General features: G+C 50.9%; 25 protein-coding genes and 1 tRNA gene. 12 read left to right on the plus strand and 14 right to left on the minus strand.

Going from position 1 to position 23,543, the window contains the following annotated elements:
* Window positions 1-30 precede the first annotated feature (30 nt).
* A complete protein-coding gene (locus tag U9S71_RS17220; RefSeq protein ID WP_326328902.1) occupies window positions 31-867 on the minus strand; it encodes an alpha/beta fold hydrolase in 837 nt (278 codons plus the stop codon).
* Window positions 868-1,022: 155 nt separating this feature from the next.
* Between U9S71_RS17220 and U9S71_RS17225 the strand changes: the two genes are divergently transcribed.
* The 3 genes from U9S71_RS17225 to obgE all read left to right on the plus strand — a co-directional run bounded on the left by U9S71_RS17225 (window position 1,023) and on the right by obgE (window position 2,740).
* Window positions 1,023-1,096 (plus strand) — tRNA-Arg (locus U9S71_RS17225).
* A 63-nt stretch (window positions 1,097-1,159) separates the two neighbouring features.
* Window positions 1,160-1,732 carry an adenylate kinase gene (locus U9S71_RS17230; protein WP_326329010.1) on the plus strand — a complete coding sequence of 191 codons (573 nt, stop codon included), beginning with the start codon at window positions 1,160-1,162 and terminating at the stop codon, window positions 1,730-1,732.
* A gap of 9 nt (window positions 1,733-1,741) precedes the next feature.
* Window positions 1,742-2,740 carry a GTPase ObgE gene (gene obgE / locus U9S71_RS17235; RefSeq protein WP_326328903.1) on the plus strand — a complete coding sequence of 333 codons (999 nt, stop codon included), beginning with the start codon at window positions 1,742-1,744 and terminating at the stop codon, window positions 2,738-2,740.
* On the opposite strand, the gene U9S71_RS17240 is transcribed toward obgE, so the two are convergent.
* The 3 genes from U9S71_RS17240 to U9S71_RS17250 all read right to left on the minus strand — a co-directional run bounded on the left by U9S71_RS17240 (window position 2,730) and on the right by U9S71_RS17250 (window position 5,268).
* A complete protein-coding gene (locus U9S71_RS17240) occupies window positions 2,730-3,809 on the minus strand; it encodes a mechanosensitive ion channel family protein (protein ID WP_326328905.1) in 1,080 nt (359 codons plus the stop codon). The genes obgE and U9S71_RS17240 overlap by 11 nt on opposite strands.
* A 95-nt stretch (window positions 3,810-3,904) precedes the next feature.
* The gene (gene panB, locus U9S71_RS17245) at window positions 3,905-4,720 is read right to left on the minus strand and encodes a 3-methyl-2-oxobutanoate hydroxymethyltransferase (protein ID WP_326328906.1); all 816 of its coding nucleotides are present in this window, start codon (window positions 4,718-4,720) and stop codon (window positions 3,905-3,907) included.
* An 86-nt stretch (window positions 4,721-4,806) separates the two neighbouring features.
* On the minus strand, window positions 4,807-5,268 hold the full coding sequence (locus U9S71_RS17250) for a cold-shock protein (protein ID WP_326328907.1): 462 nt from the start codon (window positions 5,266-5,268) through the stop codon (window positions 4,807-4,809).
* 217 nt (window positions 5,269-5,485) lie between these two features.
* Here U9S71_RS17250 and U9S71_RS17255 point away from each other — a divergent pair, with 217 nt between their 5' ends.
* A complete protein-coding gene (locus U9S71_RS17255) occupies window positions 5,486-6,208 on the plus strand; it encodes an SDR family NAD(P)-dependent oxidoreductase (RefSeq protein WP_326328908.1) in 723 nt (240 codons plus the stop codon).
* On the opposite strand, the gene U9S71_RS17260 is transcribed toward U9S71_RS17255, so the two are convergent.
* The 3 genes from U9S71_RS17260 to U9S71_RS17270 all read right to left on the minus strand — a co-directional run bounded on the left by U9S71_RS17260 (window position 6,138) and on the right by U9S71_RS17270 (window position 10,169).
* Complete coding sequence (locus U9S71_RS17260) at window positions 6,138-8,639, minus strand: OstA-like protein (protein WP_326328909.1); 2,502 nt, start codon at window positions 8,637-8,639, stop codon at window positions 6,138-6,140. The two genes, U9S71_RS17255 and U9S71_RS17260, sit on opposite strands and share 71 nt — an antisense overlap.
* Window positions 8,640-8,668: 29 nt before the next feature.
* Window positions 8,669-9,421: a hypothetical protein gene (locus tag U9S71_RS17265; RefSeq protein ID WP_326328910.1), complete on the minus strand. Its 753-nt coding sequence runs from the start codon at window positions 9,419-9,421 to the stop codon at window positions 8,669-8,671.
* Between the two features lie 130 nt (window positions 9,422-9,551).
* A complete protein-coding gene (locus U9S71_RS17270) occupies window positions 9,552-10,169 on the minus strand; it encodes a hypothetical protein (RefSeq protein ID WP_326328911.1) in 618 nt (205 codons plus the stop codon).
* A 95-nt stretch (window positions 10,170-10,264) separates the two neighbouring features.
* Here U9S71_RS17270 and U9S71_RS17275 point away from each other — a divergent pair, with 95 nt between their 5' ends.
* Window positions 10,265-10,741, plus strand: coding sequence for a hypothetical protein (locus tag U9S71_RS17275; RefSeq protein WP_326328912.1), 477 nt, complete (start codon window positions 10,265-10,267; stop codon window positions 10,739-10,741).
* A gap of 134 nt (window positions 10,742-10,875) precedes the next feature.
* On the opposite strand, the gene U9S71_RS17280 is transcribed toward U9S71_RS17275, so the two are convergent.
* Window positions 10,876-11,817 (minus strand): AraC family transcriptional regulator, encoded by a 942-nt coding sequence (locus U9S71_RS17280; protein ID WP_326328913.1) that lies wholly within the window; start codon window positions 11,815-11,817, stop codon window positions 10,876-10,878.
* 344 nt (window positions 11,818-12,161) lie between these two features.
* Between U9S71_RS17280 and U9S71_RS17285 the strand changes: the two genes are divergently transcribed.
* Both U9S71_RS17285 and U9S71_RS17290 read left to right on the plus strand, forming a co-directional pair.
* Window positions 12,162-12,512 (plus strand): PadR family transcriptional regulator, encoded by a 351-nt coding sequence (locus U9S71_RS17285; protein ID WP_326328915.1) that lies wholly within the window; start codon window positions 12,162-12,164, stop codon window positions 12,510-12,512.
* Window positions 12,479-13,573: a permease prefix domain 1-containing protein gene (locus tag U9S71_RS17290; RefSeq protein WP_326328917.1), complete on the plus strand. Its 1,095-nt coding sequence runs from the start codon at window positions 12,479-12,481 to the stop codon at window positions 13,571-13,573. Before U9S71_RS17285 ends, U9S71_RS17290 begins: the two co-directional genes overlap by 34 nt.
* 475 nt (window positions 13,574-14,048) lie before the next feature.
* Here the strand turns inward: U9S71_RS17290 and U9S71_RS17295 are convergent, their stop codons facing one another.
* On the minus strand, window positions 14,049-15,041 hold the full coding sequence (locus tag U9S71_RS17295) for a glycosyltransferase (RefSeq protein ID WP_326328919.1): 993 nt from the start codon (window positions 15,039-15,041) through the stop codon (window positions 14,049-14,051).
* A 187-nt stretch (window positions 15,042-15,228) separates the two neighbouring features.
* Here U9S71_RS17295 and U9S71_RS17300 point away from each other — a divergent pair, with 187 nt between their 5' ends.
* From U9S71_RS17300 to U9S71_RS17310, 3 genes are all read left to right on the plus strand, one after another.
* The gene (locus U9S71_RS17300; protein ID WP_326328921.1) at window positions 15,229-15,801 is read left to right on the plus strand and encodes an RNA polymerase sigma factor; all 573 of its coding nucleotides are present in this window, start codon (window positions 15,229-15,231) and stop codon (window positions 15,799-15,801) included.
* Window positions 15,791-17,014: a hypothetical protein gene (locus U9S71_RS17305; protein WP_326328923.1), complete on the plus strand. Its 1,224-nt coding sequence runs from the start codon at window positions 15,791-15,793 to the stop codon at window positions 17,012-17,014. Before U9S71_RS17300 ends, U9S71_RS17305 begins: the two co-directional genes overlap by 11 nt.
* Window positions 17,015-17,147: 133 nt before the next feature.
* A complete protein-coding gene (locus tag U9S71_RS17310; protein ID WP_326328925.1) occupies window positions 17,148-19,349 on the plus strand; it encodes a S41 family peptidase in 2,202 nt (733 codons plus the stop codon).
* Between the two features lie 22 nt (window positions 19,350-19,371).
* Here U9S71_RS17310 and U9S71_RS17315 read toward each other — a convergent pair whose 3' ends face one another.
* From U9S71_RS17315 to U9S71_RS17335, 5 genes are all read right to left on the minus strand, one after another.
* Window positions 19,372-19,536, minus strand: coding sequence for a hypothetical protein (locus U9S71_RS17315; RefSeq protein ID WP_326328926.1), 165 nt, complete (start codon window positions 19,534-19,536; stop codon window positions 19,372-19,374).
* Window positions 19,533-19,808: a hypothetical protein gene (locus tag U9S71_RS17320; RefSeq protein WP_326328927.1), complete on the minus strand. Its 276-nt coding sequence runs from the start codon at window positions 19,806-19,808 to the stop codon at window positions 19,533-19,535. Before U9S71_RS17320 ends, U9S71_RS17315 begins: the two co-directional genes overlap by 4 nt.
* A 265-nt stretch (window positions 19,809-20,073) precedes the next feature.
* A complete protein-coding gene (locus U9S71_RS17325; protein ID WP_326328928.1) occupies window positions 20,074-20,463 on the minus strand; it encodes a type II toxin-antitoxin system VapC family toxin in 390 nt (129 codons plus the stop codon).
* Window positions 20,445-20,645 carry a hypothetical protein gene (locus tag U9S71_RS17330; protein ID WP_326328929.1) on the minus strand — a complete coding sequence of 67 codons (201 nt, stop codon included), beginning with the start codon at window positions 20,643-20,645 and terminating at the stop codon, window positions 20,445-20,447. The genes U9S71_RS17325 and U9S71_RS17330 overlap by 19 nt, the downstream gene beginning before the upstream one ends.
* 307 nt (window positions 20,646-20,952) lie before the next feature.
* Entirely contained in the window at window positions 20,953-21,558 is a 606-nt protein-coding gene (locus tag U9S71_RS17335) for a DUF6624 domain-containing protein (RefSeq protein WP_326328930.1), read from the minus strand.
* Window positions 21,559-21,712: 154 nt separating this feature from the next.
* Between U9S71_RS17335 and tilS the strand changes: the two genes are divergently transcribed.
* Window positions 21,713-23,050, plus strand: a complete 1,338-nt coding sequence (gene tilS / locus U9S71_RS17340) for a tRNA lysidine(34) synthetase TilS (protein WP_326328931.1) — start codon at window positions 21,713-21,715, stop codon at window positions 23,048-23,050.
* Between the two features lie 4 nt (window positions 23,051-23,054).
* Window positions 23,055-23,540, plus strand: a complete 486-nt coding sequence (locus U9S71_RS17345) for a hypothetical protein (RefSeq protein ID WP_326328932.1) — start codon at window positions 23,055-23,057, stop codon at window positions 23,538-23,540.
* Window positions 23,541-23,543: the final 3 nt, after the last annotated feature.

A 23,543-nucleotide genomic window follows, 5' to 3' on the forward strand; every position in this document is an offset into this window, starting at 1 on the left:
GATTTTTACATTGGCCTGACGGCCGCCGTGTTACACCACGTCGATTTGGTCGAGAAACGCCATCAACTCCATATTGAAGCGGGTTGCATTTTCCAGATTGGGCAGATGGCCGCAATCGGGGATTTCCAGGTAGGTGGCCCCGGGTATCTTGGATACGAGGATATCGGACTGTTCGCGCGGGGTAACGCGGTCTTCTGCACCGCGGACAACCAGCGAGGGTACCGTGATCTCTTGCAGGCTATCAGTGGTATCGGTACGCGAGGCGAGCGCCAGTAGGGTAGCGCAGATGCTGCTTTCCGTGTTCCGGCGGATACTGCTTTTGATCAGGTCGATGGCTTCCGGATTTTCCGATAGCGCCTTTTGTCCGAATACGTTGTTGACGAACCCGATGGAAAATGCCCGTTTACCATTTTTCAGCACGGACTGGATGGTGTCAAACCGCTTTTGCTTCGCGGTGTTGTCGTCGGCAAGCGAGTTGGTGTCGCACAATACTAAACCGGCGAATGCGTCGGGCTGGATCTGGTATGCCCGGAGCGCGATGTATCCACCCATGGAAATCCCGCATACCACGGCGCGCTTGATCGCCATTTTCCGCAAAAAAACCAGCAGGTCTTTAGCGAACACATCCACACTGAAAAAGCCATGGCCCGTGGTGCTGTTTCCGTGGCCCCGCACATCCATCGCGATGCCTCTAACTGTAGGAGGAAGTCCTTCCAGTTGCGGTATCCACATGTTTTTATTAAAAGGGAAGCCGTGTACAAATACCACGGTTTGGTTGGTAGGTTCGGTTTCTTTCAATAAATAGCTGATACTGATATCGCCGATGCGAATCCGACGCCGTTTGATTAGGCTTTTATTGTAATCCATAAGGAGTTTAACGTTTGACACGATGAATATGTTTGGCTTTAAAGGTAATAAAATCAGGGGACTAATACCATTCCGGTGATCATACCCGGTATTTTTTCCAAAAATATTTCGCAGGTATCAATCAGATTCCTATCTTTGCGAACCGAATCGGGAATGCGCTTGTAGCTTAACTGGATAGAGCACCTGACTACGGATCAGGAGGTTAGGGGTTCGACTCCCTTCAAGCGCACATGTTTCACTCATATAGCCTAATCAGCATACCGGTTAGGCTATTATTTTTTACGGATATATGATGCTAAACCTTGTTTTATTTGGCCCTCCGGGAGCAGGGAAGGGAACCCAATCGCAAAAGCTTATCGACCGGTACGAACTGGTGCATATTTCCACGGGCGATATTTTCCGGGCGCATATCGCCAACCAGACGGAATTGGGGCAGCGTGTGAGCAAGTTAATTGCCGACGGCGAATTGGTGCCCGATTCCATTACCATTGCCATGCTGGAGGAGGAGATCGATAAGAACCCACAGGCAAAGGGTTTTATCTTCGATGGTTTCCCCCGCACGGTGGCACAAGCCGAGGCATTGGATCGCTTCCTGGAATCGAAGGATTCCAGTATCACCGGCGTTATCGCACTCGACGTTACTGAAGCTGAATTGACGGCGCGTATTGCTAAACGTAAGGCCATCAGCAACCGCGCCGACGACGACAGCGAAAAGTTGAAAAAACGTATTGAGGAGTACTTCAATAAAACCATCCACGTATTGCCGTATTATGAGCAACAAGGTAAACTTACCAAAGTGAATGGAATCGGCGACATTGAAGCTATTTTTAGCGAGATCGGCGGAGTTGTTGACTCGTTGGTTTGATTGTAAAGCGTGGCACAAGGGTCAAATTTCGTAGACTACGTAAAGATATGCTGCCGTTCCGGTAAGGGCGGGGCGGGCTCTGCGCATTTGCATCGCGATAAGTTTACCTCCAAGGGCGGTCCCGATGGCGGCGATGGCGGCCGTGGCGGCCATGTCTTCCTTAAGGGCAATGCGCAATTGTGGACGTTGCTGCACCTGAAGTACCGCAAGCACGTGATTGCCGATGACGGCCAGCCCGGGGGCAGTGCCCTGAAATCCGGTGCCGATGGCAGGGACGAAGTGCTGGAAGTACCGCTGGGTACCGTAGCGCGCGATGCCGAAACCAACGAAGTGCTGTTTGATATCACCGAAGACGGTGAGGTGAAAGTGCTTACCGCCGGTGGGCGGGGCGGACAAGGGAACTGGCATTTCAAAAGCCCTACACAGCAGACGCCGCGGTATGCACAGCCCGGCGAATCGGGTAAGGAGCAATGGATGGTCCTTGAACTGAAAGTGCTGGCTGATGTGGGATTGGTAGGGTTCCCCAACGCGGGGAAGTCTACGTTGCTTTCCGTGGTCTCTGCCGCAAAGCCCGAAATAGCCGACTATCCTTTTACTACATTGGTGCCCAACCTAGGTATCGTTTCCTATCGCGACAACAAGTCGTTTGTTATGGCCGATATCCCCGGTATCATCGAAGGAGCGTCGGAAGGGAAGGGGTTGGGATATCGATTCCTACGCCACATCGAACGTAATTCCGTGCTGTTGTTCATGGTGCCCGCCGATACGGACCGGACCATTGCCGAAGAATATAACATTCTATTGGGCGAGCTCATTGCGTTCAACCCCGAATTGAAAGACAAACCCCGTATCCTAGCCGTTACCAAAGCTGACATGCTCGACGATGAACTGGAGGCCGAGATGAAGGCTGAAGTTCCTTCCGGAATACCTTATGTATTTATCTCGTCGGTAGCAAATAAAAATATCCAAGCCTTAAAAGATATGATTTGGCAGGCCATTACGGGCTAGCCTCGTCGTCATCTGCAGACTCGTTCGCGATGGCCGAATTCCGTACGATCAGGCTTTGGGTAGGGTAGGCGAATGTGATCCCCTCTTTTGCAAATGCATCATAAAGGAACAGGTTAATCGCCTGATTGATATCCATGTATTTGTTGAAATCATCATCGAGTACAAAATATACCGTTTCAAACACCAAGCTGAAATCGCCGTAAGACAAGAAGTGTGAGCGATCGAAAAGCGTTTCCGGTTGGCTCGTAATCGCCTCTTGGATCATGTGCGGTATCTTTATCAGCTTCTCTTTCGGGGTATTATACGTAACACCGGTAGTGAAAGCAATCCGCCGTCGCTGCATCCGTTTGAAATTGTGAAGCCGCGAATTGGTCAGGTCCGTATTTGAAAAAACGAGTTGTTCCCCCGTCAACGCCCTAACGCGCGTGGTTTTTATACCGATTGATTCAATGGTGCCGCTTTTGTCTTCTACCACGATGAAGTCGCCTATTTCAAAAGGGCGATCGAAAAACAGCACGAAATAATTGAAAAGGTCGGCGATGATGTTTTGCGTAGCGAGTGCAATTGCAATACCACCTATCCCAAGGCCGGTTAATAACGTTGCCACGTTGTAACCCAGGTTGCTGATGAAAAAAAGAATGGCTACGATCCATATCATAACGGAAAGAATCAGCGTAATCCCTTTTATTTGCTGCAAACCGGTGGCTGCACGGCCCCGCCGTTTCAAATGTTCCTTCAGGAAATAGTGGATGGCAAAAATGATGAGCCGGGTAATCAGGAAGACCCATAAAAACATGGCGGCGATGTCGATCGCCCGATTTAGCCACATGGGCAGTACCAGGCTTTTCAAGGCAAAGTAGACCACCCCGAAATACAGCAATGGTAAAAAGGCGTTGCCGATTCCCTGAACTAAAAAATCATCGAACGTAGTGATCGATTTTTGGACCACACTTTTCAGCCAAACCAGCAGGGTACGTTTAAACAGGCGGACAACCAATATGCCCAGTACGATGATGGCGATAACGATAAGGTAAGCTTGCAAGGTGTTTTCGAAAACAACAGTATCCATAAGCGCGTGTATTGCCCCGCTTGGGGATGCCAAGCGGTGTTTGGTAGGCTAACAATCGGCGCTTGATAATTGTTGACGAAAAGTCAAAGTCGCACTCAATACTGTTCCTTGTCATTCGGGAAGTCCGACGACTTGACGTCGCGGATGTAGCTGCTCACGGCATTGCCTATTTCCTCATATAGGTTGGCATATTGGCGTAGAAACCTTGGTTTGAATCCTTTATTGATACCCAGCATATCATGCACCACAAGTACCTGTCCGTCGCACCCGGCACCTGCGCCGATGCCGATGGTCGGAATGCCGATGGTGCCCGTTACCGCGGTTGCAAGTGCCGCTGGTATTTTCTCGAGTACCAGACCAAAGCAGCCGGCATCTTCCAATATTTGGGCATCTGTTTTGAGTTTTTCGGCTTCGGTTTCTTCTTTAGCCCGTACGGTGTAGGTGCCGAATTTATAAATAGATTGCGGGGTAAGACCCAGGTGGCCCATCACGGGGATGCCCGCATTGACGATACGCTGCACCGTTTCCTGTATTTCGATGCCACCTTCCACTTTGAGGCCATGGGCGCCCGTTTCCTTCATTACGCGCACGGCAGCTTTCAGGGCGTCGCTGCTGTCGCCCTGGTAGGAGCCGAACGGCAGATCCACGATCACCAGCGCACGCTTAGCGGCACGTACCACTGCAGAAGCATGGTACATCATCTCCTCGAGTGTGATGGGCACGGTGGTTTCATAGCCAGCCATCACATTGGCGGCCGAGTCGCCCACGAGAATGATATCGATGCCCGAATCATCCAGTACGCGGGCCATGGAATAATCGTACCCCGTAAGCATCGCTATTTTTTCACCACGGCTTTTCATCTCCCGGATGGTATGGGTGGTGATGCGTTTGATTTCCTTGTTTACCGACATAACACAAACGTAGTAAAAAAACGCCAAATGGTTTTGGCATTTGACGTTGCATATTTTGTTCCTACAGCGTCTGCTGGCGGCGCGGCTCAGCTGATTTTTTTGACGTCTGCCGCTTGCGGGCCACGTTGGCCTTTCACGATGTTAAATTCGATACGGTCGTTTTCGGCAATAGGTTCGGTCAGATCATTGACATGGAAGAAGATACGTTCGCCTGTCATGCCGTCATTAATGAAACCATAGCCCTTCGACTCATTGTAGTACGCCACACGGCCGGTACGCATGCCGTCGGCATCTTCGAGGTCTTCGAGTTTTGGCGTGCTGATCAAGATTTCTTCTGCCGACACCGGTTTGAGCTTCTTGGGATCGGGCGGGGTATTCGTGATGTTGCCATTCTCATCCACATAGGCAAGCATTTCATCTAAGCTTTTGCCTTTGCTGGATGCAGCGGACTCCCGCTTTTCGTCACGGCGCAACTCCTTTTCTTTTTTCTTCTGTCTTCGTTTCTTGGCGTTTTCTTTTTTACTGAATGTCTCTTGCGATCTTCCCATTGATGATTTTAAATTAAACAACTCTATCAGGGCCACTACCGCGTTTCGAGGATTTGCAAGCTGGGGTAGGGAGCAACAACGAAAGGAATAACATGGCCCTTTCTGCAAAGGTACAAAATAGTATCGGATAACCAAAAGGGTGAGCCCGAGCGGAATTGCCAAATTGTTTCTACCTTTAGCGGCTGGTCGCCGTAAAAGCGGAACGGCCGATAGGACCATGACGAGTAAAAAAATCATCATCATCGGGGCAACGTCTGGCATTGGCCATGCGGTAGCCGAGGTTTTTGCGACCGAAGGCCATATCGTAGGCATCACGGGCCGGCGCGAGGCATTGCTTCGCGAGATGGCGGATGCGCGGCCGACCAGCTACCATACCGTTGCGTTCGACGTAACAGCTGTCGCAACGAGTATCACCCACTTAGCGGCGCTTGCAACAGCCATGGGCGGCGTAGATACCATTGTGATCAGTGCCGGGGGTGGCGATACCAATGCAGCACTGGATTTCGACATCGAACAGCGGATGATCGACCTCAATGTGCGTGCGTTTACGCAGCTGGCCGATTGGGCATTCAATTATTTTAAGGCGCAGGGGCGTGGGCATTTGGCCGCCATCACGTCCGTGGCCGGCATGCGCGGCAGTCGGCAGGCACCAGGATACAGCGCCAGTAAGGCTTATCAGATCAATTATCTGCAGGGGCTGAGGCAGAAGGCGTATAAAGAACAGTTGGATATCGCGGTAACGGATCTTTGTCCCGGCTTCGTGGATACCCCGATGGCCAAATCACCTACACGATTCTGGGTGGCACCGGTGGATAAAGCGGCCCGACAGATTTATCGGGGGTTGCAGAAGCGGCGCCATGTGGTGTATGTCACACGGCGGTGGCGGGGTGTCGCCTGGCTCTATCGCGTACTGCCCGGTTGGTTGCATCAAAGGCTGTAAGTGTAGACTGCCGTTGCCTAGCCAGCGTCATGCTAGCTTGGTGGGTGCGTGGCGGGCGAATGTATGCCGAAGAATCCGCATTCCTCGCCACACTATCGGGCAGTTGCACGGGTAGGTCCATACGCACCGAATCATTGGTAATGGGCCGGCCTGCTGCGGGCGATTGATCATCTGCCCCAGGCGACTCCGGTGTGTCGGTCGAGTCGGCTGGAACGGCCGATGCCACGTCGGCGGGTGGTCGCCGGCGTGTCAATAGATCCTCCTTCGAGATCGGCCGGTCGCCCGGTTTCCACACAAAGCCATCCAAAATCTCGGCCTCCTGCGGCACAAGGAACATGGGGTATAACTTGCTGTCCATACGGTTTATGGGAACGAACTTCACGATTTCATTGCTGTCCACCACGATCTTGATGCGGCTGCTCCGGCTGTGGTACATGTTGGTGTAAACCTGCTTCTCTTTATCGACGTTGTAGTAGATACTTTCCGCGTTGCCATCTACAAACATGCGGTCCAGTTCGTTATTGTCGAAAAACGCGGTAATCCGCCGACCTTTAATCTGGTTATACTTCGTGGAGTCCAGCTGGGTGTTCACCATGAAAGCGTTACCCATAAGGATCATGTTATCCAGCTGTTCGTTATGCACCTGCATGAAAATGGTATCGGAAGTCATCTGCGACCCTTGGGCCCAGATCATGGGTCGCCCGAAAAAGCGCATCATCGAGTCGGGGTATCCATAATATACCGAGTCGGCGACCGCTTGTAAGTCCGATTTAAACAGCCGCACGTTGTAATACGCTTTGATAATGCGTGTTTTAGCGGTGTCGTTAGCCAGCGAGTCGGAAGGGATGGTATCTGTAGATGGGCGCGAGAGTGCGGCGATGGCACCGGCCATGAGACTGTCCGCTTCGCCCCCCGTGGGGATGATGGCCCGGTCCCGCAGCAGGCTGTCGGCCGCCAAGCTTTGCGCCAGCGCATCGTGGCCCAGCTCGGCGCCAAGCGGCACCGCGTTCACGCGTTCGATATGAGTGGCCAGCAGGGCAGAATCGGTTGCCAGCTGTTCGCCGGCTATGGCGGTATCTTGTTGGATAATGGTGTCTTTCAGCACTGTTGCGAGGCTGTCGGGCGGTGCTTCGAGCGAGTCTAGCGGTAGGGCTGTACGGTCTACCCGCGCGGTATCGGCGCCCGGTGGCAGGGCTGGTGCACGTACACTCGTGTCGCCCGGCTGCACCAATTCGTCCAAACCGCTGAAGCCATCCATGCCACCGAAATCGTCGCCATACGACTCATCGGTAAATTCATCGAGCTCACCACCCTCGCGGTCAAGCTCGAAAACCCGTGGTACGTAGTCTTTGAGCAAAATCAGCCGCGAAAAAAGCGTGTCGGCGGTGAGGTATATGGTATCGATGACGGGTGGTTCGTTGACCGGTGGCGCTAAGCTATCGGCAAAGAGGCTATCCGGAGGCAATAGCGGTTCGCTTATACTGTCTGCGAGGAGGCTGTCCGTAAGGAGGCTATCGCCCATCAGGCTATCTGCCGAAAGGCTGTCCCTGGCGGTACTGTCGCTACGGGTCACGGTCATTACCAGTGGGTTGCGGGTCATCGTGATCGATTCTTCGGTACGGTTGTACACGCCTTCGCCGCCGTAGCTGAAATATTGGTCGGCCGTATCGATAAACACCACATTTCCCACAGCGTGGCCATTGCCCGATACGCCGTCGTAGTAAATGCTATCGCCACGCAGGAATTTGCTTCCCTCGGTATATAGGTTGTCCAGGTCGAACCACGCTTGCTCGGTCTCCGTGTTGTACTTGCCCCGCTCGGTATACATATTGGCCCCATCGTTGCCCTTGATGTTGGTGGGACCATAGAAGTAGGTGTCTTTCGTATCCGAATTGTAGCGCATGGTGTCGGTATAAATCTTCACATCGGGCGTGCGCACGACGACGTCGTACCGGAAATAAGCGTCCTTCGTATTGTCGAAGTAGTAAGCATTTTTACTGGTGATGGTATCGGTTGTGTTTACAATGCGTCCTCCACCCGTATAAGTGCCCACGCTGCTTTCCATGTTGTAAGTGAGGTAGTTGGTAGTGAGTATCGAATTCTCACTGACCATGCGTACGTTGTTGGTAAGGGTAGCCAGTTGCGTTTCGGCTACGTAGTGCAGCTTGTCGGCATAGATTACCGAGCCACTGGGCTGGGTGATGATGACTTTACCGAAGGCATCGAAAAACTGGCGCCCTTCGTCGTCGTTGTAGATGTAGCCGCTATCGGCGGAGAGGGTGGAGCCATGGTGTTCGTATACCGGCCGGTAGTTGATCATGCGGCCGGTAACGGCATTCAGCCGACTATGTGATGATGACAGGAGGCGCAATTCATCCCGCTGCTGCGCCTGTAGCGCCGAACAGCATAGGGTAGAAATAGATATGAGCAACAGCCATTTTTTCACAGGGACAAAAGTAGCTAAAAAGCGCGGTATTCCCCATCATCACCGAGGCGGATATTGATGATGCCTGATTTTTCGATTTCAGGGTGTCGCTTATAAAGCCTGTTTTCCATCACATTCACATCTTCGGAAAAATCAGCTGTAATTTCTACTATTTCGGTGTATTCAAAGAATGAAGAGAGGGCTTTGTCCTTATATAGCCGTTCGGAAAAAGTAATGTGTTGCCATTCTTCGAGGAGATTTTGATGGTCGCGGTCGAGGGAAACTGTATCCACGCTGACTTCGTCGTATCGTTGGTAGATTTCATGCAACTGCCCCTCGGCGAAATCCTCAAACCAGACGTCAAATTCTTCGGATGTATTTATGAATGTATTGTACTCTTCCTTGCACCGGGACATCTCGCTGCCAAGCGCAACCATATCATCGGTTACACGGTCCTTGTTTGTCCGGAAATCGTCCATATCGATGTGGAACACGCCACTGTTGTCTAGTGGGCGGGCATGTACGGATTCGATGATTCCGGCCACGGCTTGTAGCAGGCGTAGCCGCTGTCGGTATGGCGATATGGCGTAGAAGATTTCTTTCATATGCGAGATGGCCTTATCCAATCGGTGCTCATACTCCTCGCGCATATTTTTTAGCCGCCACACCTCGTCATGCAGGTGGATATATTTCGATAGTGTTTCCTTTTCCCAATCGGGTTGCGGCCTATCGCGGTGATACGCCAACTCGATAGTACGGAGCGGATGGTGGGTGATGTTTTTTTCCATGGGTTCATCAATTGCAGCAAAAGTACAGAAAAAAAAAACGGCACCCCATTTCTGGAGTGCCGTTAAAATTGTTAGTTCAAGAAGTTCCGCTGATGTTGACTTGCGGACGATTGGACCGCGGTGCTTAGCATCAGATTACAATAGCCGTTACCTTGTCGCTGTAATTCAACTCATCCGTATCATTGCCGATGTAGGTACAGCGAAATTCATATTCCACGAACTGCTGCAACCCAGCTACCGTCCGTTTGGATCCGTGGGCATCCACTTCGGTCCACGCATCGGCACTACCCGCCATCCGGTAAGCAAAGCGGTAGGCCCGGGCGTTGCGATGGGGTTTTACCTTCAGCCTGACGGCGCACGAGCCGAGCGACCCGTTGATGACCACGAAATCGATGGGCTGTGGACATAGGCCCTTGGGTTGGCGGGCCTTGGTGTGATCAAATCCGGCAGCCAAGATAAGGGCTGGGTCGCCCTTGGCCACCCGATGTACGCCCATAGCAAGCATCTGTAATCGGTTTTCCAGAATGGTCCGAGTTTGATTACGCTCTGTGGTGGTGGACTTGCCGCCACGGATAGCCGCTGCTACAGCCGCACGGAAATCGGTCAGTTCGGTTTCTAGTGCGACTACTTCATCGGCCACATCCGTAAAAAGCTCATTGCCGCTCATATTGGTGAATACCTTCTCGGCTGCATGGTCCAGCGCTTCTGTCGTTTTGCGCTTGAAACTAAATTTGGGTTTGTAATACATAACAATTGAATTTAAGTGTTTAAAATTTAATGAATTAATCCACAGGTTAGGGTTGATGGTTCTGGCTTTACCGGAGGTATCCGGAGGTTGGGCTGATGCGGCGGAACGTTTTTCCGGGTTTGAAGGTGTTCAATGAGCTTTTGCTCATCTTCAACGCAGCATTGAAAGCGAGCAATGAACTTTTGTTTACCTTCAACGCAGTATTGAAAGCGAGCGGTGAACTTTTGTTCACCTTCAACGCAGCATTGAAAGCGAGCGGTGAACTTTTGCTCATCTTCAACGCAGCATTGAAAGCGAGCAATGAAGTTTTGCTCATCTTCAACGCAGCATTGAAAGCGAGCAATGAACTTTTACTCATCTTCAACGCAGCATTGAAAGCGAGCGGTGAACTTTTGCTCACCTTCAACAAAGCATTGAAAGCGAGCAATGAAGTTTTGCTCATCTTCAACGAAGCATTGAAAGCGAGCAATGAACTTTTATACATGAGCAATAACGCTTTCTCGGTGAGCAGGAGCTTCCCCCCGGGATGTAATAACCTGTCAAAGAACGATGCCCGTTGTCCATACCTGTAGGAAAGGGGCATATAACAAAATTGGGGAATATTGAGGCAGCGTGTTAGCAGTATCGTGCCAATCTGCAATCCGATCAATGGTATTTTTGGCACGATATTGATAATTGTTCGTGCAAAGGTCTTATTTGTAGGTGTTTAACGGTGTTCGTTGGGTAGGTGGCCAAAAGCGGCTTTATACTGTGTAGCGAAGTAGGACGGATGGTTGAACCCCACCATGGTGGCTACGTCGCCCACGGAATGGTCGTTGTTTTTCAATAGCTCGTGTGCCCTTTCCAACCGGGTAACCAGTATCAGCTTCTGGGGTGTAGATTTCTCTTGGTTTTCAAACAACCGGTAGAGGTTGCGGCGGGAGAGGCCGACGTCTTGCGCGAGGCTGTCTACGTTGAACGTGGGGTCGGCGAAGTGCGTTCGGATGAGTTCTTCAGCCTGGCGCAGCCTATCTTCGTCTTGCGTGACGCGCGGCTTAGGTGTGGCCGCCATTAAATTGGTATGGTAGAGTTTCGCTACCTGATAAAGCGCTTCTTTGCAATATACATTCAATGCAAACCCTAGTTTATCTCTTGTATGAAGCCGGTCCAGGTACTTATATACGGTGTATGGAAGGAACCGGTGGGGGAGGGTTTTACTTTCCGGCGCAGTGTCTTCGGTCGTTGCCGCAAGCTCGGCAAAGCGGTCAAACTCTTTCGCCAGCAAAGGGATGGCCCGGTGCGAGAAGCCGATGCAATGCGCAGTGGATGTGGATGTGCCCTGTTCGGGTTGCACCTCGATAGCTCCGGCCGGTCCCAGGACTGCGAAAAAGGCGAACGGGGGGATGTTGAGCTGCTTCCGGTCATTTCCGAACGCCCACCGGGTTGCGCTCTGGCCGTTGAGTACCAGTAGGAGGGTGCGGGCTGGCAACTGCAGTGTTACTCCTGTCGTCCCCGCAGGTACCTTCACGGCAACATAGAAAACGGTTGTGCCGGCAAACGCGCGCTCGGGTGGGCGGGATTTGCCGCTTATGCTTAACTGGATATGTTGCTCTATCGGCTTCAATAGGCCGCTTGGGTAGTGTTCACGGGTTAAAAATAGCAATCTCATGGCGAAAAAGCAAAGTTTGTACGACCATATATCCAATATCCCGTGAGTGTGCAGGAGATTTGATTCTGCCTTGGCAAGGAGGTTCAAAAAACTCATATTGGAAATGGCGACAATCAGGCTTCTGAATTAGCGGCAAACGTGAGGCAACCATCCACTGTGCAGGCGGCTGTTAATGGGACAGCGATGAAAATATGGGCATCACATAGGATTTTTTTAGGGTGTAAATATAAGACGGCAGTATGTTGGATAGTATGAATGCCGCAACCAGAATGAGGAGTAACAATATAAAATAAAAGTAGAAAAATAGTTGTATACTTAGAACTTCTATGTATAATTGCAGTATTATGAAGGAAGTTGGAAAAGACCTAGTTGCCAGCTCGCTCGCGCCGATGGTATTAATGATCCTTAAAAGGCAAGAAAGTTACGGGTACGAACTCATTCAGCATCTCAAGGAAAAATCAGGCGGCCAGCTCGATGTGGCTGAGGGCACATTATATCCAGTACTCAAAAAAATGGAAGGCAAGGGGTGGATAGAAGCTGATTGGAAGAAGGGTGATAATGGACGGGAGCGGAAGTATTACAAAATTACGAGCAAGGGGATGACAGCGCTCGATTCCCAAGTGGGGCAATGGGATTTTATTCATGATTTAATGCAGCAATTATGGCAACCTCATTTAACATTGAAAAAGCAGTAGCGAAGTACGTCGAATCAATCGCTGCGGAGGGTAGTCTACCCTCCGATGACGCTAAAGAACTTGCGAGTCATCTCCACGATTCCGTTGAGGTGCTCGCCAAACAAGGGCTAACCGAAGAAGAAGCCTTTACAATAGCCATCAAACGTTTAGGTACGCAACGGCAATTGGTGAAGGAATATGGGAAAGTACGCCCTTCTTTAAAGGTTAACCGGATTTGGGTTTATTTCATTTTTGGATTTGCCGGATTGACCGGGCTTTGGGAATTAGGTAAAGCTTTGTTGACTGTTATCTACGGTAACGCCTTGAGAAGCGGTGGGGAGGTGCCCTTGTTTTCATCGCTATTGGTCGCAGCTACACACCTGGTGCTTTGTGCCGCAATTGGCTTGCTGATATACCACAAACGCGCTGTCGCTGCCTATTTACAGCGCAAATTACAGCGACGTCCCCTGTTGATGCTGGTTAATGCAGCCTTCCTCATGGGGCTGGCGGCATGGGTAAATAAAGTCGTGGCAATCAACAGCCAATTTGATAACGCGCTTTCCATTGCGCTCTACGAATTCCAGAATTCCTATGTCGAATTCAGCTTTTATATGCTATTATTTATGCAGTTCATCGGCGTGGTTAGCCTATTTTTCACCATTCGGAACCCAGAGAATGCAAGCTTAAAGCACCTTTTTAGCCGACCGTCTATCCCATTCCTTTTACTGGCTGGTTTTGCTACGGAGCTTTTGGCGGCATGCACACGGGTTCTCCCGCCCCATAATATGGCACTGATTGCCGGACTATATTTCGGGGTAATTTATTTTCTTGGCGCTTTTGCGATCAGTTATTACAATAGAACGAACGCTGTCAAGTACCTTTGCTGGTATGCTGTGTTTGGCATGGCTACTGAAATTATTGTTGGTATCCAAGCTGATTTGATTCGACTTGCAAGTGATTACGACACTTCAACCGCTTATAATGCCATCCTAACCCCTTACTTCGTGCTCGGATTAATGGTCGGCCTAATCGGCGGCTATAAGGCCGGCCGCTTTTTTAACTCTCGATTGTCTTTTTCATAAGGACGCTGCGGGTAACAAGCGCTTCACCCTGCGTTTGCATGCAGATAGGTTATATTATACCGGTACATGGCACTTTGATACAGAATAGGTGTTTTTTTGAGATGAAAAACGATCCCTTGATTCTACCCTGACAAAGAAGCTCAAAAAACTCATATTGGAAAAAGCGAGAACCAGGCTGCCAAATTAGAGGCAAACGTTAATTAAGTACAAAATAAAAAAGCCCAGCATTACACTGGGCTCAATATTTTTTTAGAGTGCACCACCAGAGCAATGTCCGATGAGGCACTTTGTTCTGCAAACGTACATAAAAATTAATTTGCAAATAAAATATCATTGATTAACGTATTTTATTTTATCCCTGACGATCTCCGCTATAATATCATTCTGGTTATGATGAACAAAAAATCACGTATTTCCTCGTGAAATTATTAATCTGCTCAGATACTGAAAATTATTAAATGGCCGCCCGCTGCCGTCATTCATAAAAAGACCGTTGGAACATCGCAAACTCCCCCTTTCGGAACATAATCCGCGCTAGGAAGGCATGGATGAACCCCATGCCATACCCCAGCAATTGCACGTAGCTCGTTACCACAGCTAGTAAACCGATCAAAAAGTTGCGGCTGCGTACTGCCGCATCTACCAGGATGAAGCCAGCGTGCGCAAGCAACAAGATTAAAAAATAAGGAGATAAAAACAGCGAAAGCGCTAAAATGAAAACAACCCCTAGGGTGAATACCGCAGGGGCCAAATGCACTACTTTTAACGAATGGGGATGCCGCTTATACAGATTGATGCGCGCAATGCCCGAATTATACACCTGCTTGAAAAACCGCCGTAAACTGGTACGCCGCCGATGATAAACATACGCTTGTTTGATGAGGCGTGTCCTGAAGTCGGCCCTGATGACCCGGATGCTCATATCGATGTCTTCTCCGAAACGCATCGCTGAAAACCCACCCGTGCGCTCAAACACCGCTTTGGAATACCCCATATTGAAGCTTCGTGGATGGAATTTATCCAGCTTTTCACTTCCGCCGCGGATGCCACCGGTGGTAAAGAAGGAAGTCATGGAATAGTTGATGGCCCGTTGCAGCAACGTGAAATCGGCCCGCGCTTGGTCGGGTCCGCCGAACGCATCGGCGTATTCCGATGCGAGGGACTGCCGCAGGGTTTCGATATAGTGTTCCGGCAAAACACAGTCCGAGTCGAGGAAAACCAGATAGTCGCCTGTTGCCGCCTTACTACCCGCATTGCGCGCCGGGCCTGGACCAGCATTCTCTATAAATAGGTAGTTGATGTCCAACTTGGACTGGAACGCCGCTGCCACCGTTTCGCAGCTATGGGTGGAACCATCTTCTACAATGACCACTTCGAAAGCCGAATCGGTCTGGCAAGTGAGGCTATCCAACAGGTCTTTTATTTCGTTGGGTCGGTTGAATACGGGTACGATTACGGATAGGTGCATGGATGTCTTCTTTCCGTAAACAAGACGGCACCCGCTGCGGATACGCTAGTCGTTTTGCCGCTTTTTATGCAGAAATCATTGAAATTGAAAATATTGGTTATTTTTATTAGCGTTTTGAATAGGGCACTCGTCTTTACTAATGGAGGCTCGAAACTTTAGACATATACGATTAGGACACCTGCTTTACGTGGACGAGAAAGACGACGATTTTTTAGCCGATATATTCGAGGGTAGGGTACACCTTACGGCGGAGATGGAGGAAGGACTCTATAGCCGGTACTGGGGTAAGTTGATGGCGGTAGCCCGTCGCTATGTGCCAGCAAGGGAGACGGCGCGGGAGGTGGTGAACGATAGCTTTGTAAAAGCATTCCGTAAGTTATCGACGTTAAAAGGAAACGGCGACGACAAGAAGGCCGTATTGGAGGCGTGGCTGGTCCGCATCACCGTCAACACGGCCATCGATCGCCTGCGGGCCCAACGTACGTTGCCTGATACGTTGGCTATCGATGGGCTGGAAAATCATCCCGCGATAGAAATGGACGACGCATTGGACGTGGAAGACATCTTGCGGTTGTTGCAGGGGCTGCCCGAGCTGCACCGGATTGTTTTTAACCTCTATGAATTGGAGGGCTACTCCCACGATGAAATTGCACAGTTGATGGGCATTCCCACCAGTTCCAGCCGCGTTTATTTGGCAAAGGCAAAACAGGAGCTACGGGTGTTATACATCAAATATTTTGGAGGGCGGCATGATGGATAAGCGACCGAGGAAAGAATTGATCGACGGCCTGAGGGATTCACTCCGGAATTTCGAGGAGCGCTACGACCGCTCCGAGTGGGAGCACTTCCAGCAACATCGAAATGGAAAGCGCCGTAAGCCGGTTCCCTTATTCGTGAAATTAGCCGGGATCGCTGTGGCGCTCGTTGTGGTCGTGTATGCTTCGGTCCGGGTGCTGCCGTTGCTCGATCGCACGGATGATGCCGGTAAGCATACACCCAGCGAAGTTCCACATCCGCGGCCCGACGAGGGCAAGGAGCAGGCCGATTCACTGACCGTGGATTCGTTGGTAACACCGACTGAGGGACAAACACGCGAATCTACGAACGTACCGACGGCTCAATCGGAAAACACCATTATTCAAACGCGCAATAGTATGGTTAGCGATCTGATACCGAGGGAAGAGGTTGGTAACACCGGAGCGCATCAGCACAGAAAAGCCATTGCCCGTGTTGAAACGAACGCGCCGATTGTCTGTTCACCGGCAAACCAGCGCCCTGCAAGAACTGGAATAGTGAAGCGAAAAATCGCGCGGTCGCCGCAAGGCGGGCGCAAGCCGTTGCACATTGACCTGCCTAAGATTGGCGGCTGGTCGTGGGGCTGGCCTACATTCAGCGGAATAAACGTAGGGGCCCATATATCGCCGGTATTAACGAATAAGGGGTTTTCACTTGGTGGTGGTGTTTCCGCTCGGTTGCCGTTGACCAACCGGTTAACTGCGGAAATAGGGGTGAGCTACCTGAATGTAAAGGTTGGACAGGATAAAGAAGCGGATCCAGCCGATACGGTTAGCCTACAGGTGGTCGGCGTGCAAAATGCGGTAGGGATGGTGGCCGTACCGGTCTCCTTGAATTACGCCATTTCCGAAAACTTCGGCGCCTCGTTGGGGCTCGTGCCCTTCCGGGTGGTGCGCGACCAGCGCACGGATATCCTTCAACGTAACCGGTGGGTAGGCAATGGTGATGGGACGGGGCGGTTGGAAGGGGAGAGGAGTGTGATGAAGCGGGCCGACTCGGTGTATATGGGTAATACGTACTTAGGATTCGTCAGGCTTTCTGGTCAGTATACCCCGCCGATCCTACCGCGGCGTAACCTGGTGCTGGCTCCCTTTGTGGCCGTCCCAGTGGGTAGGTTATGGAACGACGACTATCGTTGGTTGCATGGTGGGGTGTCTGTTAGGTGGTATTTGCGGTGACGCCCAGTTACCTTGTTTCAAACTGAAATAAGTGTAAGCTCCTGACGGTTCAGATTTGTTTGCGCATTAAGCCGATGTTTTCTATCTTGCAACGTCGTATAAATCAGCATCGTCTGTACATCCAATGATAACCATGAGAAAAGCCACGTTTCTACTGACCTTACTAGCTGCCTCGTTGTGGGGCGCCTGCCAGTCTCATCACCCAAACCCGGTCTATAACCTCGATTTTGAAACGGTCAGCGGAGGCATGCCGGTTGGATGGAGCGGGAACGGCAATAAGAATTATAGGCAATCGCTTGATTCCGTGGTAACCAAGAGCGGAAACTATGCCGCGGTGCTCGAATTTACCGGCGACACGCCAGCATTCGGAACATGGACGGTCATCCTCCCCGAAAACTACCCCGGTAAGAAAATAACCTTTTCGGGGTACATCAAGACCGAGGATGTGGAAGGATACGCGGGACTGTGGATGCGGATCGACCCGCAAATCGCTTTCAATAACATGCAACAGGAAGGGATTTCGGGCACCACCGATTGGAAACGCTATTCGTTTACACTCGACATGATTCCCGAAAAGACGGACCAAATCGTACTGGGTGCTTTGTTGGCTGGTACGGGCAAAATCTGGATAGATAGCCTTTCGGTAACCATTGATGGCGAAGACATTTCAAGGATATCACCCTTGAAAAAGGCCCCCGCAAAACAGGATACCGCCTTTGATAAGGGTTCTACGATCAATTTGCCTGACTTGAACGCAACGCAAACAGAGAACCTCAAAACACTTGGATTGGTATGGGGCTTTATAAAATATTATCACCCCAAGGTGGCGAGCGGTGAAGTGAATTGGGATTACGAATTGTTTCGCGTGTTGCCACACGTATTGGAAACCCGTGATGTGGCGGAAAGGGACAAGGTACTGGTGGAATGGATACAGAAGCTGGGGCGGTTAAAAGAAGGTAATGATATGTCGGCTGTGACGGCAAAGCTGCAACCTGACCTGGACTGGATCACCGCTTCGGGTTTTTCGGCCGAGCTTACCGAGCTGCTTACGGACATCAAACAAGCCAAGCGAACCGATACGCATTACTACATCGGCATGGTGCCAAACGTGGGAAATCCGGAATTCAAGAATGAGGCAGCCTACGCACAGATGGATCCTGCCGATGATGGCTTCCGCTTGTTGGCGTTATACCGGTATTGGAACATGATCCAGTATTTTTTTCCGTATAAAAACCTCATCGAAGAAGACTGGAAAGAGGTGCTCGGAGAGTTTGTGACCCAGTTTGCAGCAGGGGATGATACAGAGGGGTACGTCCTGGCATTGCTTGAATTGATCGGCCGGGTGCACGATACGCATGCCTCCCTCCGGGGAAATCCGGTACTGGAAAAGTTCTTCGGCGAGCGGCATGCACCGGTAGATGTGTATTTCGTGGAAGGGCAGCCGGTGGTAACCGGATACCGGCACAGCCAATGGGGCGCGGCGACCGGGCTGGAAGTGGGCGACTTGATCACGGCGGTAAATGGCAAGGCCGTAGCCGACCGGGCTAGCGAGCTGCAGAAGTATGCACCGGCTTCCAACCACGCGCGGCAATTGCAAGACATCGGCCCGATGCTGGTACGGTCAAACGACTCGACCATCCGGCTGGATGTGCTGCGGGATGGCCAGCGGCTATCGAAAATAGTGAAGACATACACAGCCGGCGAGCTGACCTTCAACAATCCGTTCTATGTGGAGGACAAGAGCTTTAAGATCATCGGCGACGACATCGCCTACATCAACAACGGCAACTTCGATGCTAAGGACCTGCCCCTATATTGGGACCGCATGAAAGACCGTAAGGGGCTGATTATCGATGTGCGTAACTATCCGAAGCATTTCCCGATCCATCAGTTGAGTGCGTACCTGATGCCCCGCCCGATACCGTTTGTGAGTTATAGCCGTGGCAGCATACAGCATCCGGGCCTTTTTGTCATGAGTCAGCCTGCTACCGTAGGTGTCAGAAATGGTAAGCGGTATGACGGCAAGGTGGTGGTCTTGGTCAACGAGATGTCACTAAGCTCTGCGGAATACCATGCCATGGCCTATCGGGTGCATCCCAATGCCACGGTGATGGGGTCGGCCACAGCTGGTGCCGACGGTAATGTCTCGCCAATTATGCTGCCTGGCGGTATCCGCACTGTCATCAGCGGCTTGGGTATTTACTACCCCGATGGTAGCGAAACGCAACGGGTGGGTATCGTACCGGATATCGAGGTGAAACCCACCATTAAAGGAATGAAGGAGGGCCGGGATGAAGTGCTTGAAAGGGCCGTTCGGTTCATTAACAACCCGTAAGTTCAATGGCGATACGTTATGGTTAGAGGTGGTGCGCCAGTTCCCGCTGGCTGAACAGCCGGAAGCCCACCCCGGCCCGTACATCGATATACGGAGAGAAACCGCTCCGTTGGTTCGAAACCGAGAGGTCATCGAGCGGGATAAGGACGTTCCGCCGCGGACGGGGCCCGTCACCGGTCGTTTTCACCCAATTTTGTGTAAGCCCGAATCCATAGGAAGCCTCAAAGACCAGGCGCTGCGCATATCCGATGTACCGTTTTGCTTCCACCGCCATTCGGCCTCCTGTATCCGCATGGTCTTAAGCAGCGGGCCGGCTCCGATGAAAAAACTCGTCATGTTGTTGCGCGCTGTCCGGCTGGTATAATAGCGCCATTCGGGGTTTAGCCGGACGCCGAAGCCCCGCAACTGTTCGCCTTCCTCATCATACTGGTCATAGTCTTCGGGAAATAACATATCCACGTTGGCTTGTATACCGGTATGTTGGGTGGTATACAGTTGGTATGAAACGCCGAGGCCCCATTCATAGGGGTTGGTGTTGGTTATCAGACCAAATGAGTAAATATCAGCATACGTGATGGTTATGAGGTTGGCTACATGTTAATGTGTTCGATATCGAACACTTGTTGTTCGTAATCGGACAGCTAACAGCTATCGGCGAGGCGGGAAAATGGCGGCATCATGAGTGCCTTGATGTATAGGTTTTTAACGGTAGTTGTTCCCATACTTATCCTATATCGTGCGGATTAACTAACAATACTTCTGGGAGTTTGTTGAAGTCTGAGACATTACGGGTAACGAGCTTTAACTTATAAATAGATGCGGTAGCGGCAATAATAGCATCGGGAAGTTTTATGCGATGAGCCTTACATATAGCGATAGTTTCATTAACTACTTGATTGTCTATACCAAGCACCGTACTGTCATGCATAAAATCCGTAAGGGTCTGATAGACCACAGGTGGAGCATTGAATCTCAAAACCTCAATCTTTGTGATAACGGATACATTAGGTATGTTATCAACTATTTTATGCATGAACGTCATACCTGAAGCGGGAAGCTTATTGTCCAGGTAGTCGATGACCGCGTTGGTATCGATTAAATATCCCTTTCCCACTCGTTTCGTCCTTCTGAAATTTGGTTTTGAAAAGCCGTATACTGTTCATTAGTGAGGTTTAATGAACCTGCATACTTCTCGGAAAGCTTCCGGGTTTTTATGGGCTTTTCGGCCCGCTTCAAGACGGCCTCCACCTCGGCGAGCACGCGATCACTCTTCGTCCGCAGCAACTCTTCTATCAAATGTAGTTTTTTGGCTTCTGAATACATTTATTTGGGTCTCCTTTCCAATAAATACAAACTTACATAAAAATTTTCGATGTGCTTACACTCCAACAGCAAGCTTCGAATCATCGCCATAAAAGTAATCCAGTTTACGCGATCAGATGCTGTATTTTTTAAATTGCCTTATTTCGGAACCATAGCCCTGTGTTTGCTCAAGCGGTTTTGCCGCGTAGTATTACTATTGAAAGTAATTTTGCAAAATTGACCGAGCACTGTCGTAAATACATTGCGGGCAATGGGTAAGCATACGACAGGATGAATATCCCTATTTTTTCGGTAATTCCTGCTTGGGGTTGTAAATCGCATCCAGCCGTTCGGCATTCTCTTCTACGGTGAGTTCAAACCCGGCGGTTTTCCGCAGCTCATTTATCCGTTTGGGATCTGCTACAGGCCATACATAAGACTGCCCGGTAGTATCACCAGATGCTTGTGTACCGTAAATTTGCTTTTTGCCCTGTTTCATCAATAACCTGTCTTCCATCAAGGCAGCATGGGTGGACTTCGCCTCGTTTTCGCTGGCAAGTTTTTGCAAAGCGGGTAGGTTTTTTTGAATCATCTCTTTGCCGCCATGTTGCACAACGAAGAAAATGGCACTGGATGCTTTTTCTCCTACCTTGCTTTGGGGGAGCCAGCCGTAGTCCGAAAGGATGCCATTCATTTTAATCCGGTTTACGGAGTCAATCTGAGCCATTCGGCCGAATAAGTCACCTAGGTCGCCACCCAACGCATTCATCAACTCAATCTTGATACCCTGATCAGCGTCATAAATCTCCTCAAGAACAACTCGAAGCGAGTCATAAGGCACGGAGTCTGTGTCCGTGCTTTGGAGTCTCGAAGGGTCGGTACCCTGGCCGCAGCTGAATAATGTCAATACTATTGAACTAATAAGCCATGCCCGTTTTGATGGGACAAATATCATTTTCAAAATCTATCGTGTTTTATTCGTATCTATAGCGTATGCCAGCATATATTCAGCGTTGAGGTAAGGTAGGTGAAAAAAGTAAATATCCCGTACCTTTGGCCGTATGAACGTGCAGGAGCGATTTTCCCAATTCCTTGATGAACAGAGACTGTGCCAGCCCGACGGACGCATATTGCTGGCCGTGAGCGGGGGCAAGGATTCGGTACTGATGACGCATCTATTTGCGGCCGCTGGCTACCCAATCGGCATCGCCCACTGTAATTTCCAGTTGCGCGGTGCAGCGGCCGATGCTGATGAAGCGCTCGTAAACCGACTGGCACGGCAGTTAGACGTGCCGTTCTACACCACGGCGTTCGATACCGGGGCGTACGCACAGGCGCATGGTATTTCCATCCAGATGGCAGCGCGCGACCTGCGCTACGCATGGCTAGAAACCATCCGTGGCTCGCAGGGTTACGATTGCATAGCAGTAGCACAGCATCAGAATGATCATCTCGAAACCCTGCTGCTCAACCTGGTGCGCGGTACGGGGCTAAGCGGCCTCCGTGGCATTCAGTCCAAGCGCGGCCGCATCATCCGCCCGTTGCTGTTCCTCACCGCTGCGGAAGTAGCAGCCGAAGTGGCGGGGCGGGGCTTGGATTACCGCGATGATGCGTCTAACTTTTCGACCAAATACGCCCGCAATAAAATCCGGTTGGAGGTCATCCCCAAGCTGAAGGAACTGAATCCGGCACTCGAACATACCATGGCCGCTAATATGGCCCATTTCTCGGGCGCCTATGTGGTCGTACAGCGGTATGTGGCCGAACTGCGCGACCAGCTGTTTGTGCCGCAGCAAATAGAAGGGGAGGAAGAGTGGCACATCCCCACCGCAGCGCTGATGGGCCTCGACCCGCAACCGTTCTTGCTGTACGAGTTGTTCAAGCCCTACGGGTTTACCGAAACGGTATTGGCCGATTTGACTGCAGCCTTGCCCGGTATACCCGGCAAGCAGTTTTCCTCGCCGTCGCATGTGCTCCACCTCGACCGTGAGGTGGTGGTGATGAGACGGAGCGACGCATTTACGGAGGAAGTGGTGACCATCCATGAAGCCGGAGAATCCGTTTGTTGGGGGGACTACCGTCTCGAGTCGGGCTGGTCTACGGATACGGTGGTGCGCGCTGCCTCCCACATTGCCCAGTTCGATGCCGACCTGCTTGTTTTCCCATTGCAGATCCGTTCGTGGCATCCGGGTGATGCCTTCCAGCCGCTGGGGATGAAAGGCAGCAAAAAGCTGAGCGACTTTTTCGTGTCGCTGAAAATTCCGGTTTACCGTAAGCACCGGGTACCGATAGTGATCAACGGCAACGGCGATATTATCTGGGTGGTGCCTTATCGGATGGACAATCGCTATAAAATTACGGCCAAAACGAAAAAAGTGTTTACATTAGCACGTCTTTAATGCCATGGAGGAAAAACCGATTTACGTAGAAAACCAGTACCTGGGGCGCGACCGCGGCTGGCTCAGCGTGCGGCTGGTGCTGGCGTTGTTCTGTTTCACCGCCTATTACATCAACATAGAGCGCGAGAGCGAGAGCCAATTGTTCCTCGTGGTAGGCATCGCCATCCTCTTCGTTTCGATCGTGATGATGTATATGTTGCAATACCGGGTTACCGTAGAAGAGGGCTGTGTGAAGCTGAGCGGATTGTGGACCACCCGACTGGTGAAGATCGATCTCAACAGCATCGTTAATGTGGAGCGTAAGCCGTACAGCAAGTTTTTCATCAATAACCCTGTCTACAACCTGCACCAAAAGGGTCGTATTAAGTTCTATGCCGGGGGCAAGGATGCGATTTGGCTCACGGATCGCGATGGCCTACTGTATATCATCGGCACGCAGCGGCAGGTGGAGTTGGAGCAGGCGATCCTGAAGGCGAAAGCAGCAACCTGATTT

This window comes from Parapedobacter flavus, assembly GCF_035818675.1.
Classification (GTDB): Bacteria; Bacteroidota; Bacteroidia; order Sphingobacteriales; family Sphingobacteriaceae; genus Parapedobacter; species Parapedobacter flavus.

What these genes read in the sequence shown, in the direction of transcription:
- U9S71_RS17310 (WP_326328925.1), top strand. Translation starts at nt 17,148, where the DNA reads ATGAGAAAAGCCACGTTTCTACTGACCTTACTAGCTGCCTCGTTGTGG.
- tilS (WP_326328931.1), top strand. Translation starts at nt 21,713, where the DNA reads ATGAACGTGCAGGAGCGATTTTCCCAATTCCTTGATGAACAGAGACTG.
- U9S71_RS17295 (WP_326328919.1), bottom strand. Translation starts at nt 15,041, where the DNA reads ATGCACCTATCCGTAATCGTACCCGTATTCAACCGACCCAACGAAATA.
- U9S71_RS17345 (WP_326328932.1), top strand. Translation starts at nt 23,055, where the DNA reads ATGGAGGAAAAACCGATTTACGTAGAAAACCAGTACCTGGGGCGCGAC.
- U9S71_RS17270 (WP_326328911.1), bottom strand. Translation starts at nt 10,169, where the DNA reads ATGTATTACAAACCCAAATTTAGTTTCAAGCGCAAAACGACAGAAGCG.
- U9S71_RS17280 (WP_326328913.1), bottom strand. Translation starts at nt 11,817, where the DNA reads ATGAGATTGCTATTTTTAACCCGTGAACACTACCCAAGCGGCCTATTG.
- U9S71_RS17250 (WP_326328907.1), bottom strand. Translation starts at nt 5,268, where the DNA reads ATGGGAAGATCGCAAGAGACATTCAGTAAAAAAGAAAACGCCAAGAAA.
- U9S71_RS17305 (WP_326328923.1), top strand. Translation starts at nt 15,791, where the DNA reads ATGATGGATAAGCGACCGAGGAAAGAATTGATCGACGGCCTGAGGGAT.
- U9S71_RS17290 (WP_326328917.1), top strand. Translation starts at nt 12,479, where the DNA reads ATGGCAACCTCATTTAACATTGAAAAAGCAGTAGCGAAGTACGTCGAA.
- U9S71_RS17240 (WP_326328905.1), bottom strand. Translation starts at nt 3,809, where the DNA reads ATGGATACTGTTGTTTTCGAAAACACCTTGCAAGCTTACCTTATCGTT.
- panB (WP_326328906.1), bottom strand. Translation starts at nt 4,720, where the DNA reads ATGTCGGTAAACAAGGAAATCAAACGCATCACCACCCATACCATCCGG.
- U9S71_RS17275 (WP_326328912.1), top strand. Translation starts at nt 10,265, where the DNA reads ATGCGGCGGAACGTTTTTCCGGGTTTGAAGGTGTTCAATGAGCTTTTG.
- U9S71_RS17265 (WP_326328910.1), bottom strand. Translation starts at nt 9,421, where the DNA reads ATGGAAAAAAACATCACCCACCATCCGCTCCGTACTATCGAGTTGGCG.
- U9S71_RS17255 (WP_326328908.1), top strand. Translation starts at nt 5,486, where the DNA reads ATGACGAGTAAAAAAATCATCATCATCGGGGCAACGTCTGGCATTGGC.
- U9S71_RS17220 (WP_326328902.1), bottom strand. Translation starts at nt 867, where the DNA reads ATGGATTACAATAAAAGCCTAATCAAACGGCGTCGGATTCGCATCGGC.
- U9S71_RS17230 (WP_326329010.1), top strand. Translation starts at nt 1,160, where the DNA reads ATGCTAAACCTTGTTTTATTTGGCCCTCCGGGAGCAGGGAAGGGAACC.
- U9S71_RS17285 (WP_326328915.1), top strand. Translation starts at nt 12,162, where the DNA reads ATGAAGGAAGTTGGAAAAGACCTAGTTGCCAGCTCGCTCGCGCCGATG.